This is a genomic window from Fusibacter ferrireducens, from assembly GCF_015352425.1.
In the GTDB taxonomy this organism is placed as follows: Bacteria; Bacillota; Clostridia; order Peptostreptococcales; family Acidaminobacteraceae; genus Fusibacter_A; species Fusibacter_A ferrireducens.
Window position 1 is genome coordinate 255,543 of the sequence record NZ_JADKNH010000003.1, and the last position, 19,053, is coordinate 274,595.

15 protein-coding genes are annotated in these 19,053 nt (G+C 37.2%); all 15 read left to right on the top strand.

Annotated features, from left to right (window positions below; all coding sequences use genetic code 11):
- Positions 1 to 24 precede the first annotated feature (24 nt).
- The 15 genes from ISU02_RS06260 (at position 25) to ISU02_RS06330 (ending at position 19,033) form a co-directional block, all read left to right on the top strand.
- Positions 25 to 1,224 (top strand): YibE/F family protein, encoded by a 1,200-nt coding sequence (locus ISU02_RS06260; RefSeq protein WP_194700951.1) that lies wholly within the window; start codon positions 25 to 27, stop codon positions 1,222 to 1,224.
- A gap of 670 nt (positions 1,225 to 1,894) precedes the next feature.
- A complete protein-coding gene (abc-f, locus tag ISU02_RS06265; protein WP_194700952.1) occupies positions 1,895 to 3,811 on the top strand; it encodes a ribosomal protection-like ABC-F family protein in 1,917 nt (638 codons plus the stop codon).
- A 96-nt stretch (positions 3,812 to 3,907) separates the two neighbouring features.
- Positions 3,908 to 4,348 (top strand): DUF134 domain-containing protein, encoded by a 441-nt coding sequence (locus tag ISU02_RS06270; protein ID WP_194700953.1) that lies wholly within the window; start codon positions 3,908 to 3,910, stop codon positions 4,346 to 4,348.
- 104 nt (positions 4,349 to 4,452) lie between these two features.
- Positions 4,453 to 7,728: an efflux RND transporter permease subunit gene (locus ISU02_RS06275; protein WP_194700954.1), complete on the top strand. Its 3,276-nt coding sequence runs from the start codon at positions 4,453 to 4,455 to the stop codon at positions 7,726 to 7,728.
- The gene (locus tag ISU02_RS06280) at positions 7,715 to 8,836 is read left to right on the top strand and encodes an efflux RND transporter periplasmic adaptor subunit (protein ID WP_194700955.1); all 1,122 of its coding nucleotides are present in this window, start codon (positions 7,715 to 7,717) and stop codon (positions 8,834 to 8,836) included. Before ISU02_RS06275 ends, ISU02_RS06280 begins: the two co-directional genes overlap by 14 nt.
- A gap of 50 nt (positions 8,837 to 8,886) precedes the next feature.
- Entirely contained in the window at positions 8,887 to 10,431 is a 1,545-nt protein-coding gene (locus tag ISU02_RS06285) for a sensor histidine kinase (protein ID WP_194700956.1), read from the top strand.
- Positions 10,409 to 11,101, top strand: coding sequence for a response regulator transcription factor (locus tag ISU02_RS06290; protein ID WP_194700957.1), 693 nt, complete (start codon positions 10,409 to 10,411; stop codon positions 11,099 to 11,101). The genes ISU02_RS06285 and ISU02_RS06290 overlap by 23 nt, the downstream gene beginning before the upstream one ends.
- A gap of 24 nt (positions 11,102 to 11,125) precedes the next feature.
- A complete protein-coding gene (locus ISU02_RS06295) occupies positions 11,126 to 12,352 on the top strand; it encodes an aminopeptidase P N-terminal domain-containing protein (protein WP_194700958.1) in 1,227 nt (408 codons plus the stop codon).
- Between the two features lie 56 nt (positions 12,353 to 12,408).
- Entirely contained in the window at positions 12,409 to 13,593 is a 1,185-nt protein-coding gene (locus tag ISU02_RS06300; protein ID WP_194700959.1) for a cation:proton antiporter domain-containing protein, read from the top strand.
- 34 nt (positions 13,594 to 13,627) lie between these two features.
- Positions 13,628 to 13,954, top strand: a complete 327-nt coding sequence (locus tag ISU02_RS06305) for a thioredoxin family protein (RefSeq protein WP_194700960.1) — start codon at positions 13,628 to 13,630, stop codon at positions 13,952 to 13,954.
- 44 nt (positions 13,955 to 13,998) lie between these two features.
- The gene (locus tag ISU02_RS06310; RefSeq protein WP_194700961.1) at positions 13,999 to 14,892 is read left to right on the top strand and encodes a DUF2156 domain-containing protein; all 894 of its coding nucleotides are present in this window, start codon (positions 13,999 to 14,001) and stop codon (positions 14,890 to 14,892) included.
- A gap of 124 nt (positions 14,893 to 15,016) precedes the next feature.
- Complete coding sequence (locus ISU02_RS06315; protein WP_207736206.1) at positions 15,017 to 15,415, top strand: response regulator; 399 nt, start codon at positions 15,017 to 15,019, stop codon at positions 15,413 to 15,415.
- 40 nt (positions 15,416 to 15,455) lie between these two features.
- Entirely contained in the window at positions 15,456 to 16,580 is a 1,125-nt protein-coding gene (locus ISU02_RS06320) for a glycosyl hydrolase family 8 (RefSeq protein ID WP_194700963.1), read from the top strand.
- A gap of 28 nt (positions 16,581 to 16,608) precedes the next feature.
- The gene (locus ISU02_RS06325; protein WP_194700964.1) at positions 16,609 to 17,454 is read left to right on the top strand and encodes a diguanylate cyclase domain-containing protein; all 846 of its coding nucleotides are present in this window, start codon (positions 16,609 to 16,611) and stop codon (positions 17,452 to 17,454) included.
- Entirely contained in the window at positions 17,444 to 19,033 is a 1,590-nt protein-coding gene (locus ISU02_RS06330) for a DUF2334 domain-containing protein (RefSeq protein WP_194700965.1), read from the top strand. The genes ISU02_RS06325 and ISU02_RS06330 overlap by 11 nt, the downstream gene beginning before the upstream one ends.
- Positions 19,034 to 19,053 lie beyond the last annotated feature (20 nt).

The window sequence follows — 19,053 nt, forward strand, 5'->3', positions numbered from 1 at the left end:
TCAAAGTGCATTCAGGAGAAAATGATGAATAATGAGCAAATAGCAGAAAAGAACATAGCAGAGAGAAAGCCAAAAGAAAGTACAAAACGCAGATGGGTTATTTTAATTACTATTTTATTATCTACACTCTATATTTTTGTGGGGAATAAAATAGCGGTACAAGGTATGACACTCTTTGATGGTAAAAATTATACAGCGGTTCAAAAGGCAAAGATTGTTGAAATCGTGGACCATATTAAGGAAGAACATCCGCTAAGCGAAACAGAAACATTGGTAGTTGAAGAAATTATTTTTAACGCAGAGGCCATTAGCGGGGAAAAGAAAGGTGAGATTTTAAAAGGAGAGCAAAATTTGAACACCTATGCGGTGGCTCAATTAAAGCCAGTCAAAGTGGGAGATAAGGTTTTGCTTTATAATATTCCAAATGAAGATTATGGCACGGAATGGACTCTTGGCGAATACGTCAGAACAGATGCGTTACTTTTATTAGGTGCCATTTTTATGATTTTATTGATTTTGTTTGGAAGACAACAAGGGTTTCAAACGATTATATCACTGATTTATACAGGTCTTGCTATATTTGTCGTTTTTATTCCTGCAATTCTATCGGGCAAAAATATATACTACTGGTCTATTTTAACCTGTGTATTCATTATACTAATGACTTTTTTAGTGGTTAGCGGACTTAACAAGAAAAGCTTAGCTGCTGGAATTGGTTGTTTTGGAGGCGTTCTTGTCTCAGGCGGACTCACGATAATCATGGATCGCATTTTAAAGCTTACAGGGATGGTGGATGAAGATTCAGTATTCTTGCTTTTGCTCAATAAAGAACATCCAATCGATTTAAAGGCGATTGTATTTGCCGCGATTATTATTGGTGCGCTTGGGGCGGTTATGGATGTTGCCATGTCGATTGCTTCTTCACTGTATGAGGTTAAAACGCAATCAAAAAATGTGACCTTTAAAATGCTTATAGCGTCAGGGATCACTATTGGCAGAGATATTATGGGAACCATGGCAAATACTCTTGTCTTAGCTTATATTGGGGGGTCACTTGGGGTAGTACTCCTGCTCATCTCTTACAATACCTCCTTATTGGATGTGCTCAATAGAGAGCTTGTGGTGGTGGAAATTTTACAAGCTTTGGTGGGCAGTATTGGTATACTATTTACAATACCATTAACTGCAATTGCATCTGGATTTTTCTTTAAACATGTGGACTAATTGCGCATGTGGCATCAAGGCAATAAGATAATGGACCTGTAAAGAGAATGACTATGGATTGTAAAGCAATTGTAATGGAAAATACCCATATAAAGTGTTACAATCTAGTTGCATAAAATACAAAGGTATAGGAGTGGCAGTCATGAAAGGCGTTGCACATAATATACCGGTTGCTGCAAGCGGCGTTTGCTTCGAATAAAGACAATAGGTTAATATTCGGTGAGCTTTAGGCGGAGCTAACTTCTCAGTAGCCGGAATCAAGAGAAAATATTATATTGGATCATGTATTTCTGTATGGCGTTAATTTACAGAATGTTTTTGCTGTATCCATAATGTTTGACCATGATTCTGTTTTAATGGTTGTATTTTAGTGCAAATTTAAAGGCTTTATAGATACACGTCACAGGCGTGTAGAATAAGGCGTTATAATATTTGTAAACGCAAGAGCTCTATTCATTTTGAATAGAGCTCTTTTAAATAGCAAAATGGGTTTTGAGGTGTTGAAAAACAACTTTAAGGTTGTTATTAAGGTTGCTATTAAGGTTGTTATATACAACAACCTTTGAGCCTAAAGATTTTTTCCAAGGCTTTAATCGGGAAAAACAGCAGCGTAAATGTTCACAGACTATTAACCTCCTAAAGTGATAATTTAAATGGATGGAGGATTAAAATGGGATTATTAACATTGCAAAACATTAGTAAAGAATATCAAAATAAGGTTGTATTAGAGGGTGCTTCTCTGATGGTTGAGAAAGGTGAATGTGTTTCGCTTGTGGGACCAAATGGTTCTGGAAAGTCAACGTTACTCAAAATAGCCATGGGTCTTGAAATGCCAGATTCAGGTCAGCATTACTTTTCAAGTGGCATTAAAGTAGGCTACTTGTCACAAAATGTCGATGAGCAGGAAACAGGTAAAAATGCCTTGCATCACGAAGCACTCTTTCAGCTGGAAAATCAGCTGAATGCGATCTTTAAGAAGCTAGAAAACGATGAAATCAGTCAAGATCAAAAGGCGTATGAAGCTTGCATGCGCCGCTATGAAAAACTCTATGAAAAATTCGAGGCAATGGATGGCTATAATATTCAAAGTAAAATTAAAAGGATACTGTTGGGATTAGGACTGAGAGAAGGTGCGCTTGAACTCCCTGTGGAGCGGCTTAGTGGAGGCGAAAAAATGCGGGTTGCACTTGCTCGGATTCTATTGGACGAACCGGACTTACTCATTTTAGACGAACCGACAAATCATCTTGATATTAAAGCCATAGAGTGGCTTGAAGAATATATTAAAAGGTTTTCAGGAGGCGTTTTAATCGTGTCTCATGATCGCTACTTTTTAGATCGTGTGACAACGCGGATTGCAGAGCTCAGTCATGGCCATTTGAGTATAAAAAAGTGTAACTATACAAGCTATATTGAGCAAAAAACAAAAATATCGGGCTTTTATTTAAAGGAAAACTCTAATTTAAAAAAACAGATCAGAGACGGAGAAGAGAAGGTTCAAAAACTCAGAAAATATAAAAAGATAAAACAATCTAAAAGCACAGAGAAGGCAGTTGAAAAACTCAAGATAAAATCACAAAAATTGATGATGGAAATGAAAAAGAGCGAAAATTTAATGCAAAAATCAAAACCCAAATTGAGCTTTAAGCCTGCAACTCATATGAGCAAAGACATCGTATTGGTGGAACATCTCACAAAACGTTTTTCGGATTATACAGTTCTTAAAGAGATTTCTTTTGAAATACACGGTGGTGAGCGCATCGGTCTGATTGGACCAAATGGCTGTGGCAAAACAACACTTCTCAATGTGATATTGGGAAAAGATATCGATTTTACTGGCCATGTCAATTTTGGAAAGTGGGTTGATTATGCTTATTTGGGACAAGAGATTACTTTTGAAGATGAAAACAGAAGTGTTTTGGAAACTTTTGAAGTAGAATTTCCAAAGTTAGAACGCAAAGAGATTAAAAAGCATTTGGCGCTCTTTAACTTTTATGGGGATGAGGTGGATAAGAGAATAGAGGTGCTCAGTGGTGGTGAAAAGACCAGAGTTGCACTTGCCAGGATTATGCTCAATCAACCGCACTGCTTGATTTTAGATGAGCCCACCAATCACTTGGATCTTGAATCTAGAGAAGCCATTGAAAATGCGATTTTAAGTTTCAGGGGCACTGTTATTGCCGTTTCTCATGATCGCTTTTATCTCAATCAATGTGTTACACGCATACTTGAACTCAGGGATGGCAAGATATTGAGCTTTGACGGCAATTACGATCAGTATTGTCGTGCCAATGTTGTAGAACAGAATTCAAACGCGACGAAATCAATAGAAGAACGCGTGAAAAGTGATGGTTTTAAAGCAAATAAATTTCAGGAAATACAACATTCCAAGAGATCAGAACAACATGAAAATGAGCAAAGAGAAAATGAGCAGATTGAAGAGGCAATATTGGCTTTAGAAGCTCAAATTGCAAATTTAGATCAGACTGAAACAGATGCGAATGATCTGGAGTTCTATCAAAAATATGGTGATTTGGTGGCGGATTTGGAGGTGTTGTATCAACGCTATTATGAACAAAACGCGTGAAAATGATAAGCGAAATTAACAAAAAAGAATGAAGTCCTATAAATTCAAGTTCATTTTGTGATACAATTTATAGGACGATATTTACAAGGAGGCACTATGGCAAGACCAAAGCGATTCAGACGCGTTTCACAGTTTCCAAAAGAAAGCTATTTTGTACCCTATGGCATTCCAAAATGCAAACTAGATGAAGTCAATCTCACGGTTGAAGAGCTTGAAGCCATGCGCCTGAAAGATGTTGAAGCACTCTCACAAGAAGAGTGTGCAGAACAGATGGGTGTATCGAGACAAACGTTTCAGCTGATTATTGAATCCGGGCGCACTAAACTAACAGGTGCCCTGTTAGAGGGCAAAGCGATTTCCATAAAAGGAGGGCACTATACCACAGAACAATGCCAATTCATATGTGAAGATTGTGGCCAGCGGTATGAAATTGATTTTAAACAAGATCATCAAATTTGTCCAAAGTGTGGTTCAAAACATGTTCACTGCCAAAAGAAGGCTCAATTTTGCAAAAAATGGTGTCATATGGATCTGTAGCGACAAAGGATAGCGATTAATTAGGAAAAACTTAATATTTTATAAGGCCTATTTTAGAGAGTCTCCTGTATTCTAGTAATAAGAATAAGACAGGAGGCTTTTTTATGAAAGATTTACCAGAGCTCAAAATGCCCAAGAATGTGCTGGGCAAGATTGCATCCGCATTCATTGATCGCTATAAGATTGTTTTTTTGATCATATTTGCAATCCTTTTGCTGGGCTATAATGCTTATACTAGCTTGCCAAAGGAAACTGTGCCAGATGTTTCTACGAATATGCTCTATATTTTAAAAACTTATCCAGGGGCATCCGCAGATGATGTGAATACATTGATTTCCGATCCTATTGAAAAAAAGGTAAAAAGCTTGGACGGCGTCAAAAAAACCACTGCAACAGTAAACAGTGGTTACGCGCAGATCATATTGGAATACGATGAAAAAACCAATATGGACGATGCAGAACAAACCATAAGAAATGAGTTGGCTAAAATCAAATTCCCGGATGGGGCTTCATCAGAGGCAACTGTTGGTGTGCTCAAAACGGGAGATATACCTATCTTCTCAATTACGATGACAGGTAACTATGATTTAACGGACCTTAAAAAATATGGTGAACAGATTAAAACAGAAATAGAAAATATTCCCGGTATTAAAGAAGTTGAATTATCCGGCGGTTATGACAGAGAAATAAAAGTCATTCTGGATCAAGTAAGACTTCTTGAATACGGTTTAACCTACCAAAATATCATCTCGGCACTTCAAAGTTCTAACATGAATATGCCGGCAGGTGAAAAAAATATTGACAATACAACTGTTAATATTCGTGTGGATGAGCGTTATACCAACATAGAAGATATTCAAAATTTAGTGATTAAAGCTTCACCTTCCAGCGCTGTTTTCCTGAAAGATGTTGCAATTGTTGAAGATACTCACAAAATACCGGATAACTATTCCAGAGTATTTGTGAATCATGAAAATGCTGAAAAAGTGTCCACGCCTGCAATTTATTTAACCGTTTATCGTGAAGATGGAAACGACATTGTTGGGCCAGCAAGTGAGATTCGAGCAATCATAGAGAATAAAGCGGAACATGCTATTCCTGAATCGGTGGATTTTATTGTGACCAGTGATATGAGTGAAGATGTGGTTAAAGATTTGAGCACAGTAATTAACAATGCCTTAGGTGGTTTAATCTGTGTAATTATTGTGCTTTACATTTTTATTGGACTCAATGAAGCCTTGATTGTAGCCACTGTGATTCCCATTTCTCTATTCATAAGTTTTGTGATTATGACTTTTACTGGTGTTACTTTCAATACGCTTTCCCTTGCAGGTTTTATCATTGCATTAGGGCTGCTCGTAGATAATGCAATTGTTGTCATGGAAAATATAGATCGACTTAGAGATGAGGGCATCGATCGAATAACCGCCTCTAAATTTGGGTCAAATCAGGTTGCGCCAGCTGTACTAGCTGCGACCTTGACAACACTAGGGGCATTTGTGCCTGTGGCAATGACACCAGGAATCTTAGGACAGTTTATTTCAAACATTCCCAAAACGATTATCTATATCATTGCGGCTTCTTTCTTTGTCTCCATAGTGATCACACCGACGCTTTCATCTAAATTTTTGACGCCATATAAAAAGAAAAACAGTCATCATCATTTTTCAGATAAAGTGAGAAATATCACAGCAGGTGTGGTGATCTTTTTATTGTCTTTAGTTGCATTTTCAAATCAATGGGAAATTACAGGTGCTAGCGTTCTCTTGGCTTTTGCCTTTACGCTGGTGTATGCACTGAAAATATTGGCTGCCAAGAGACTTGAAAAAAGTGGACAATCCGGGAGTCTTGAGAATTACAGACAATTCATCTTTGATGTACTGATTTCAAGAGGGCGAAAATTTATCATTCTTTTAATAGCACTTGTGCTGTTCGTCGGTTCCGTCATGACAATACCTATAGGCATATTAAAAGTTGAATTATTCCCTTATGAAGAACCTAATTCAATTAGAATTAATGTGGATGCGCCTATTGGAACACCGCTTGATGATACGGATGACATTGTAAGACAAGTGGAAGCAAATCTTTATGATATCGTGGATCTTGAATCATTCACGTCTCGGGTAGGTTCGGATGGTTCTAATAAAGCGCAAATTGTTGTAGAATTGCGCGATAAAGAAGAGCGTATTTTAAGTGGCTCAGAGATTGAAAATCAGATTAGAAGCCGAATTACTACTATTCCTGGAGCTGAATTTCAACTCAATCAACAAAGTGCAATGTCTGGCATGTCAAGTGCTAACGTGAGCTTAAGCCTAAAAGGCGATAATTTAGAAGAAATCAGTCAAGTGGCAGAACAATATTTGGAAAGACTATCTCAGCTTGAAGGTGTTGTGGAACCGAGAATTTCCACAGATGGTGGTAAGAAAGAAATCGTCATTAACATTGATGGCAATAGAGCTTCTTACTATGGCTTGACAGTTGCTCAAATCTCATCTGAACTCAGAAAATATATTTCTGGATCAACAGTGGGTACTTATGTAGAAAAATCTGAGGAATATGACATCTCTGTTTATTATTCTGAAGATGAAATCAAGAGTGTTAAAGATTTTGATAAAATTTTCTTTGTGAACAACAAAGGACAGAAAATATATTTCAACGATGTCGCTTCACTTAAACTGCAGACGGGTATTGGCAATATTCGCAAGGAAGATGGCAAGGTAATTGTCTCTATTTCAGGCAAACTAAAACCAGGATATAATATACGAGAAGTCAGCATGGCGTATTCTGAGGCTGTAAAAGATGTCAATTTGCCTCCAAGTATTAGCCAAACAGTAAGTGGCGGCATGAGTGAATTGAATGAACAAATTGGCAATATGGGTCGAAATTTCGGCATTGCACTGTTGGTGGTTTACATCATCTTAGTGTTGCAATTCAATTCATTCATTCAACCTATGATAATATTGTTGTCTATTCCCTTTGCGTTAATTGGCGTGTTACTAGGCCTTATTATCACACAGAACAGTCTTGGTTTTTATGCAATGTTTGGCATTGTAGCTTTGGTTGGGATAGCCGTCAATGATGCGATTGTGCTGATTGATTTTATAAATTATCTCAGAAGTACTGGTGTGGATCTTCGAAGAGCTGTGGCAGATGCTGTAAAAACGAGAGTTCAACCCGTGTTGGCCACTTCGTTAACCACAATAGGCGGCGTCTTGCCATTGGCACTTTACAATTCTACTTTCAGTCAATTGGGCTTTGCGCTGATATTTGGTCTTTTTGCATCAACTTTTTTAACACTGCTTATAATTCCAATAATTTACTATAGTATAGAAAAGAGAACCCTTAAATGGTGGAGAGGTGGAGAAAATGAAGATAAATAAAAAATGGATTATAATTGGCGTGGCTATTATTGCAATAATAGCCGTCATAGTGATGGTAAACCCGAAACCGGGGAAAAAGTCAGAACAATTTCCAATTGAAATGGGGTTAAAAGAGCAGACTGCAACTACCGTAAGCTCAGAAAAGGTGGTTAGTGGAGATATTGATGAAACGGTTTTCACAATTGGTTCAGTGAATCCTGTTGAAACCTTCAATGTCATGGTGAAAACACCAGGGGACGTCAAAGCAACCTATTTTGAAATTGGAGATCATGTCAATAAAGATGATGTCTTATTTGAAATCAATCAAGATGCCTTTGATGTTTCAAAAAATCAAACTCTAACACAACAGAAAAATGCGCTTGATCAGTCAAAAGATAGTTTAAAGCAAGCTGAAGACGCTTATAATGATCAGAAGAAATTGTTTGAATCGGGTGCGATTGCGCAGTCTGCTTTGGACAATACAAAATCAGCACTTGAAAACGCGCAGAGAGCTTATGAAAATACAAAGGCAGCCTATAATAGCACTTTGACAAGTCTTAACGAACAACTCGACAATTATATTCAAAGAAGCCCTACGGATGGCATTGTCGTTGGCAAAAATATTTCTAAAGATATTTACGCAACATCACAGAATGGATATACCATTATTCCCGAAAGTCAGTTCATCGTAAATGCTTCAGTGACCTCAAAATATGTGAAGAGTGTTAAGAAGGGCCAAAAAGCTTCTATTTATGTCAATACGCTTGATAAAACGTATGACGGTGAAGTTATTTCGGTTTCTGAGGTAGGACAGCAGGGGACTTATCCGATTGAACTCAGCATTCAGGGTGATGATGATTTAATGTCTGGACTGTATAGCGAAGTTAAAATAACCACGCATCGACTTGAACAAGTCCCTGTGATCTCAAAAAAAGCGCTTCTTTTAGAGGGTAGCGATCATTATGTGTTTCGCATCAAAGCGGATAACACCGTGGAAAAAATATTAGTCACAACTGGCGCAGAAAGTGATGAGAAAGTTGAAATTCTTCAAAATTTGAGCCTAGGCGATTCAATTGTTGTATTGGGTAAAGAATATCTTTCAGAAAATGACAAAATCGTGATAAAATAAAAGCAATGGGGATGGTGTAAACCATCCCCTATGTTCACATGGAGGCAAAAATGTTTTTTTCTAAAAAGAGATATGCCTATAGATTCAGGAACAGGGCGCTCTTAATATGGTTTGTAATGACTTTATTGCCGATAGTCGTTCTGATTATATATGTTGCAATCATTTCTGGTCCGGAGGTGTTCAATTTAATAACGGATCCTCAATCGGTCAACGAACGCGTGTGGCAGCTTCAAAAATGGAATCCAGATGAGTTTGCCTTTCGATACATTAACAGTGTCATATTAGAAGATCCAGATCGTTTATTTATTGAGTCCACTTACAAGCCCATTATTGGCGACAGTGCCATTAAGCCGGGAGATGCCATTATTCTAGTGCGAAAAGATGATGATGTTAAAGCCATCAATAACTTTAAGAATAAAGAAGGCCAAAAAATTGTGGAGGGATTTAATAAAGTAACTGGTCCCATTTTACCTGAATTTGGCGGCTATTATATCACTAAAAATGAAGAACTTTTTAATGAAACAGGCTACATAGTCGCAAGACAATTCGATTTCTACTTTGACGATGGTGGTAAAGGCAGTGTCTTTTTTCTGGCAAAAGTAATCAATATTCCCAGCCAAATCGGCAAATTTGTGGTCAATTATTTTATTGCGCTCTTTGTCATTTTGATTATATTGATGATCGGTTTTTTTCTATACACAGCAGATAAACTCACCAAGAACTTTAACAAAGTGGTGACTATTATCGATGAAGTCAGTAAGGAGAATTTTGAAAATCGGCTGGATATAATGGCTGAACCGCTTGTTCACATCACCGATCCACTAAATGCAATGATAGAAAAGCTTGCCGAGGCTAAGGCGTATAGGGCGTCAATAGAAAGTGATCGCAGTGCATTCATATCCAATTTTACACATGATATCAAGACGCCATTGACGTCCATAAGAGTTCAGATAGAAGCTTTAAATGATGGTGTTGTGAAAGAACCAAACCAAATCGTTCATTACTATGGCAACATTCAAAAGAAATTACTTGAAATTGATAAAATGATGAATGAGCTTCAACTCTTTAATGAACTTGAAACGGATGCCATGAGTTTTGAATTTGAGACTGTGGATTTGAAATTTTTCTTTAAAGATGTCATAGAAGAACTACAATTCGATCCGCTGTACAAGACGACTCACTTTGACTATATTGTAAATGCGCAAGAACCGCTCTTTGCTCTAATTGATCCTTCAAAGTTCAAACGTGTCACGACTAATATTTTGACGAACTCAACTAAATATGCCAAACAAGAACATCTGGTTTTTAAAATTGCTTTAAAGACAACAGGTCATTTTATTGAAATTGAAATGGTGGATAATGGTATTGGTATCCCGGATGCTGAACTTGAAAATGTGTTTATACAATATTATCGTATTGATCCAGCTCGGAATCAACAAGTTGCTGGTTCTGGACTTGGATTGGCCATATGTCGATCGATAATTAGCAGACACAATGGCTATATCAGAGCATTCAAGGGCGAACAGGGGGGATTTGGTATACGCATCTTCATACCTAAGTTAGGAGGTACAGATGAAGAATATTTTATTAATTGAAGATGATATTGAAATAGGGGAAGTGGAAAAGGCCTATCTTGAAATTTCAGGTTTTCGAGTCGTCGTTGAAAAAAACGGATTAAAGGGCAAAGAAGCTGCATTAAAAGAACCTTTTGACATGGTTGTTTTGGATATAATGCTACCGGGTTTGGATGGTTTTAAAATCGCTGAAGCGATCAGAAGTTATAAGGATATTCCCATTATGATTGTTTCAGCTAAAAATACGGAAGTGGATAAACTCAAAGGGCTGAGTCTTGGAATAGATGATTATTTGACGAAGCCGTTTAGTCCTCATGAGTTGGTTGCAAGGGTAAAAGCTCACTTGAAAAGATATGAAATGTTGAAAAACGGCACTAATGGAGTGGCTCATAAAAGATTTGAACTCCGCGGCATTCTCATTGATTTTGAAACGCGTCAAGTGTTTGTAAATGGAGAACTTGTGGAACTTACAGTCAAGGAATATGATCTCCTCGTCTTGTTGGCTTCCGTGCCCAATAAAGTTTTTTCGAAAGATGAGATCTTTGCAAAAGTGTGGGGATATGAAGTGGAGATAGATACTTCAACGCTCACAGTGCACGTGAGAAAATTGAGAGAAAAAATTGAATTTGATCCCAGCAATCCTGAATATATCCAAACGGTTTGGGGTGTGGGCTATAAACTAAAAAAATAGATTACTTTAAGGAGGCACTAAAAAATGCATACAACATTTAGAAATGCGTTAGGTGAAAAGTTAACCACAGGAGATGCCGTCGTTCTCTTTGCGGGAAAGGCGCCTAAGAGTACAGCTGACGCAAATTATACCTTTTTACCCAACAAGAATTTTTTCTATCTTACTGGGATCACATGTGAAAATTTCATCATACTCATGCATAAAACGGAAAGGGCCTTTGAATCTCATCTGTTCATTGAAAAACCAGATTATGACATAGAAAAGTGGATCGGAAGAAAGATGACCAAAGAAACGGCCACTTCAATTTCGGGTGTTGAATCCGTTAAATACTTGGACGAGTTTCATGACGTATTGAATCGATTGATCTATAATAATCAAATTCAAAAGATCTATCTTGATCTTGAAAAACTGTCATGGGATGAATCGGATAGTGTGGCACATGATTTCTCAATGGCACTTCAAAAGAGGTATCCTTTTATCCGACTTAAAACGATACATCCGATCTTAAGTGAAATGCGTATGATTAAAACACCAGAAGAAATTGCGCATATTAGAGAAGCGATCCAAATGACAGACCAAGGTCTTAGAAGTATTCTTAAAATGCTCAAGCCAGATGTGATGGAGTATCAGATTGAGGCGACTTTTGCACATGCTATTCGCATGGCAGGCGCAGATGGCAATTCCTTTCCAACTATTGCGGCTTCAGGTGGGGATGCTGTTATCCTTCATTATGTAGAAAATAATAAGGCTGCAAAAGCAGGCGATATGGTGTTACTTGACTTAGGGGCGCAGTATAAGCAATATGCGGCAGATATTTCAAGAACATATCCGGTTTCTGGTCGCTTTAGCGAGAGACAGAAGACGATTTACAACATTGTGCTCAAAGCGCAAGCAGCAACCATTGAAGCCATGAAACCTGGTGTGAAATTTGAGACACTCAATGAGGTATGCAAGTCAACGCTTATATCAGAACTCAAAGCAATTGGATTAATCCAAAAGGATGAAGAGCTTACTCGATACTATTATCACGGTGTCAGCCACTATCTCGGTTTAGACGTACATGATTTAGGTCGTCGGGACGTGATATTGCAACCTGGAATGGTCTTGACTGTAGAACCGGGACTCTACATTGCAGAGGAAAATATAGGTATCCGAATCGAAGATGATATCCTCATTACCGAAGCAGGCAATGAGAATCTTTCTGTAATGATTCCAAAAACCATAGATGAAATTGAAAAATTAATGATATAATGAGTGTATGATTCTAAGAGTGTGTCATGCACTCTCTTTTTTAAGGAGTATTTTTTATGGTTACAAGTTTAGGCATAGTCACCCTGTTCGGGTTACTGTTTAACGCTTTATTTACGAAGATGAAATTACCAGGATTACTGGGCATGTTATTATTAGGTGTTCTATTAGGGCCATATTGCTTTAATATATTAGATGATAATTTACTTTTGGTTTCTGCAGATTTTAGAAAAATTGCTCTGATTGTGATTTTATTAAGAGCGGGATTAGGTATTAGCAAAGAAGAACTCAATCAAGTTGGAAAGACGGCACTTAAAATGAGCTTCATCCCAGGTGTGATTGAAGGTTTTACGGTTATGATGATGTCGCATTTACTCTTGGGGTTCTCATGGATTCAAGGGGGGATACTGGGTTTTATAATTGCCGCTGTATCTCCGGCTGTGGTTGTACCACAAATGATTGCTTTTCAAGAGAGAAGAGTGGGGACACAAAAGGCCATCCCCACTTTAATATTGGCAAGTGCTTCCATTGATGATGTGGTTGCCATCACCATTTTTTCAGCATTTCTAGGACTGTATAGTGGGCAACACGTCAACGTGGGCATTGAGCTTTTTTCAATTCCACTTTCCATAGTTCTAGGCATACTATCAGGTATCCTATTGGGTTTGATCTTGGTTAAAATATTTGAGAGGTATCACATTAGAGACACAAAAAAAGTGCTGTTAATTCTGGGAGTTGCTATTTTGTTGACCGCTTTTGAGACTGCACTTAAGAGTAAAATTGAAATAGCAGGCTTACTAGGGGTCATGACGATTGGGTTTATTCTGCTTGAAAAGAGACCTGTTGTGGCAAAACGATTAGCAGTTAAATTCGGTAAGGTATGGATATTTGCAGAGATTTTATTGTTTGTCTTAGTGGGTGCACAAGTTGATGTTTCGGTTGCGGCTCATGCGGGATTAAATGGACTCATTATAATTGCAATTGGACTTGTCGGTAGAAGTATTGGTGTTTTCATTTCGACGCTGAATACAGAGTTGTCCTTCGAGGAACGTCTATTCTGTGTGATTGCTTATACGCCGAAGGCAACTGTACAGGCGGCAATTGGAGGCATTCCATTGATGTTAGGAGTGGTATCTGGGGATGTCATGCTGGCAATTGCAGTTTTATCTATTGTGGTTACTGCACCTTTGGGCGCAATGCTCATCAATTGGGGCGCAAAGAAATGGCTTACGGTTGAATCTTAGAGGCATAGAGGTTGACAAGAAATAGAGGTTGATTATGAAGCAAATTGAAGATGCGAATGTACTTAAGCAGATGATAGATGTACATGATATTGTTTTTATATTGTTTAGTGACATGGGCTGTAATGTCTGTCTTTCTATCTATCCAGATATTGAAGCCCTTGAAAAAAAATATTCTAAAGTTGCATTTATGAGTGCAGATCCTTCAATAGATCAAAGCATGGTGGGGGCGTTTTTAGTACTTGTTTATCCGACGATTTTGGTATACGTAGATGGCAAGGAAACCTATCGATTTGAAAGACTTTTTTCCCTGGAGGATATTGATTATAAGCTCTCAAGACTTGAATCACTTTATTATGATTAAAGAAAATATGCCCTAAAAAGACGATGACTAAAAAGAGGTGTCATATGGAATTGAAAAAATTGGATTACGATCAACTGGCCATTGTAAGGCCCTATTTTGAGGTTTTTAATTCAGAAGTATCGGATATCAACTTAACTAATTTGATGATGTGGCGTGATAAATACCAGTTTTATTTTATTGAAATAGAGTCTTTTTTGTTCATTGTAAATATCAAAGGGGCACATCGCTATTTTTCTCAACCAATAGGGGCGTACACAGACCCAAAAGCAGTCTATAAAGCAGTTTGTGTTCTAAAAGAACTCTGTGAAAATGAACAGAAGCCCTTAGTCATAAAAAAGGCCAATGAGGCATTTGTGACCTTATTAAATTCATATGATATGACCTTTGAACTCAAATCATCCATAGATGAGCAGGATTATATTTATGACTTTGAAGCATTGAAGCAATTGAGTGGTAAAAAGTATCATAAGAAAAAGAATCATATCAATAAATTTATCAGAACGTATGAGGATTGGCGATTTAAGTGGTATGAAGCATCTGACTTGGATAGCGTCGATGAATTGCTTCAAGTCTGGTTAGAGGTTAAAAAAGGCAACGATATGGACCCAAATTTGCGGTTTGAATACAATGGCATTATGGATGTTCTTAAGCATAGGCATTATTTTGATCTGAAAATCGGGCTGATTTATGTGGAGGGAAATATTGCCGGCTTCATCATAGGGGAAGTGGTCAATACATCTTGTTTACTCGTTCATATTGAAAAGGCAGATATCTCGTATGAGGGTATTTTTTCTATGTTGGGTTATACCTTATACAATGAGCTGGATCACCTGACATTTATCAATCGTGAACAGGATTTGGGGATTGAAGGTCTTCGTAAATCTAAACTATCGTATCATCCTGTAAAATTTATTCAAAAATTTGAACTTTGGTTTTGAGAAAGCAAGCATATATTGGATTAAAATGACTTCAGTGCCTTCATTTTTTAATTTATAAAAATAGAGTTTGATGTTTTCACACATTTTTATAGGGTAAAAATGTTATTATATCAGAATTTTTTTTATGAAAGCGAGTGATGAAGAAATGGATAAGAAAATTTTAATAGTGGATGATGAAGCACAAATATGTGCGGCATTAAAGAGGGAAATTGATTGGTTAAAGTTGCCTATCGAAGTCATGACAACGATTAATCCAATGTATGCAATGGATCTCATAGAGCAAAACGATTTTTCGATGATCGTATGTGATCAACGCATGCCGTCGATCTCCGGCATAGAAATTATTCAATTCTGCAAGAAGAGAAAGCCCTATATTATAAGAGTGCTTATGTCAGCACATGACGACATGGATTTGCTGATACATAATTTCAATCAACAGAACATTGATTATTTTATTTCCAAACCTTGGTTTAGAAAAGATGTACACCAAATAATCGATCGAATGTTGAATAGTAAATTGTAATTATGTATAGGTGTAATTGGATTCAAGAGGGGTTTTTGCTGTGAATAGTGTAAAGAAAAATATGGATAATCAAAAACATGTATGGGGGCTTTTGTGCATAGGCGCTCTGGTACTCATTCTAATCGGTGTCTTTTTTTTTCATTCTAAATCTCAGCAGGAGCTCTACAAAATAAAAGATATAGAACAACTTCATATGGCAAAGGGGGTTCGCTATGATGAATACACCTTTGAATACAAGCAGATTAGAGAAGCTTTTGAATTGTTCTTTTTCAAAGGCTTATTGCCTGTTACAAATCTTCAGGAATTGGATCTGCCGGACACTGCTTCCGGAGATGATATACTGTCAGAATCACTTGGATTAATGATGCTTATAGCAATTAAGGAACAAGATAAAGAACAATTGGACGCCTTGATTTCTGTCCTGGAAAAGAGGTTTATAAAAGAAAATGGTCTCTTAAAGTGGCGTGTACAATCTGAACCGGAGAATCTTGAGATCGTCAATGCTTCAATTGACGATTTTAGGGTTGTCAAGGCGCTCTATGAAGCTTCAGAACTGTGGCATGACCCCACCTATAAAAAAAAGGCAATAGCCATTGGGGAATCACTCTATCAGTATTGTTTGAGAGATAACCGATTGACTTCTTATGATATGCCAGATTCACCTTTGGCATTGATGACATACTATGATTTTAAAGCAATGCTCTATTTGGTTGAAGCGGATAAAAAGTGGGAAAGTGTCTTATTAGAAGGGCTTAATGAAGTGTATCGGCACAAGGTTACGGATAGACCTTTTTATGAAAAATATAATGGAACGGAGGCCTATAGAAGTATTGAAAATTTAATGATTCTACAACATCTATATGAAATTGGCTTAAAGGATGATGCAGCACTTGTGTTTATTGAACAAGAGATTGTAGACAAGGGCTATTATGCAGCGTATTCTCAAAATGGCGAGGTGTTAGATGATATTGAATCGCCAGCAATATATGGCATTATAGCACAAGTTGCAAAGCTGGCTGAAAACGAATCTCTATATCGCAGGGCTTGTGAAAAGATCATTCACTTAGCATGTGAAAGAGAGAGTGTCTATGCGTGGGCATTTGTAGACGAAGAGACGCATATTGGTTATTCATTTGATCATTTGATGGCTTTATTGGGTTTATAAATACACTTGCCAGAAAGGAGGGAAATCTATGAAATCACACTTAAAAAAAATAATATACTCGATATTAATTTTAGTTATATTGCTCTTTACTTTGTTTTTTATTACATTACTCATGCAGAAAAATTTCTTCTTTTATGATTATGCCCTCTATGGCGCTTTGTTAGTCGTTTTAGCATTGACGTTATCTTTGGGGCTTATTCCTGGATTGTTAATATGCGCCATTGTGATCTTTGGATATGGCTCGGTTGTCTTCTTTCAAATGATCACAGGTACAAGCCAAATATGGACTTTAAACTATCTCTGGTTCATCGCATATCCCTTGACCACTTTTTTTGCCGGGCAGCTTTCAGAAAATGTTAGAATGGCCAATGAACAATGTACTAAATGTGATAAAATGACCGACCGAATTGTAACCATTGACGAAATCACTGGTTTTGGAAATGGCAGAGAGTTTTTGAGAGATTTAGATGGTGAGATGGCAAGGGCAAAAAGACACAAGATACCATTGACCATTGGCGTTTTGGAAATTCAATATTTTGAAGAATTAATTACCATTTATGGCAGAGATAATACGAAGAAAATTTACAAGGTTATTGCAGAAGCGTTAAATAGGGCAACGCGTGTGGAAGATTTGAGATTTCGAATTGACGAAGATATGTTAGGCCTCATCTTACCGCATACAACAATTGAAAATGCTCAAGTGGTTAAAATGAGGCTCAAAGAAAATTTGTCTAAACTTGAGATTGAGGATGAATCTTCTCTAGGGCGTTATAACATAGAGTTGAAGGTGGGCTTATTAGCCTACAGAGATGATATTTTAAATCCGATGGAATTTAAAGCTTTGGCGGTTAAGGAATTAGAGTATGATGTCTAAATGTTTTAGATTAAGTATAGGGGTTTTGATCATAGGATTCATGCTTGGCATTCTAATGTCCCTGAGTTACGCTGAGGGCAAACTCGAAAAAAAAGTGCTCATACTTTATGAAGAAAGGTATTTTTATGGTGATACTCGGGATACCGTTACCGCTATGGAGAATTTGTTGGGGCATTATCAAACGCAAGTTGTGGAACACAAAATTTCCGATTTAAAGAGTTACAATTTTGAAGCGTATGACTTTGTGTTTATCCTTGCACTCGATCAAGAAATTGAAAGCCCTAGATTTTATGAAGCCCTAGCTCAATATGAGGGTGAACTCATATGGCTTGGGAAAAGTGTAGAGCCGTTGATCAAACTCAAGAAATATCCTCTTATGTACGAAGGCGAAGTCTATGATCTGCTGTCTATACGTTATAGCAAGGCATTGACTGGAGATGAAAAGACTTTTAGCATAGGGACGAAAAGGGCTTTTTATAAGGTTCGAAGTATGAGTCCAGAAAACAGAGTTTACGCTTGGCTTTCAGATGGGACAGATGAATTTCCCTTCATTGTGCATACGGGAAATTTATATTATATCTCTAGGGTGGATATCAATGAGCCTTTATTTTATATTTTTTCAGACTTTTTAAATCAACTTTTCTATGAAAAACACTATCAGGAAAATCATTTTTTGATCAGCATTGAAGATGTTCATGTGTTTAGTGATTATGAGCAGTTAAAAGCGTTGACAGATGTTTTATATAAGAACAAAGTGCCGTTTACAATTGGTTTGATACCTTTTGTACAACAAGAAGGTGTAGATTATATTACGGATTTTACGGAGGTAAGTGCATTTATAGACGTTTTAAACTACATGCAAGGACATGGTGGCAGCATTGTTTTGCACACCTATGTCCATGAAATGAAAGATGATACTCTGACCATTAGCAAGCTGGAAGCTCGCGACATCAAACAATATTTTGACAGAGCGATTTCGGAATGTCTTCAAAATGGCCTTGTGCCTATTGGCTATGAAGCACCTCATGCTTTTTTGTCAAAAGAGGAGTATGATGCTTTAAAATCCATTTTTACCACGGCCTTTGGTCAAATAGCCATCACCGAGAACAATTATATCATTTATCCTTATGAACTCTATGATACAGTAAATTTCAATAAATTGTATCCTTTAAATTTGGGCTATATTGATCCCAGCGATAAAGACGCTTTTAAAATTATAGATGAGCGCCTAAAGCGGATAGAGCTCGTCAATGGTTTCTTTGCAGGTATTTATTATCACAGCTCAGTGGAAACTTTCTATCTAGAAAGTTTGATCGCTCGCCTTAAGTCCGAGGGTATTATGTCCTATGATCCGCTGCAAGATCAGCATGCGATTACTTCAAGAGATTTTGAGGTCAATATTGATAACGGCAGAATTGATATCAATTCGTATATAGAAACAGTGCCAAAATCGCCGTTATCTCTTTTTATAGATAGACTGGCCCTTGTATTTTCATATGTACTTTTTGCAATTTTCATTGCATTCGTGGTGATTCTCACAAGGTCTATTCGAAAACAACGGCGCAATTTGTTTAAATAGTCCAGTAGTTGAAGGTCAGG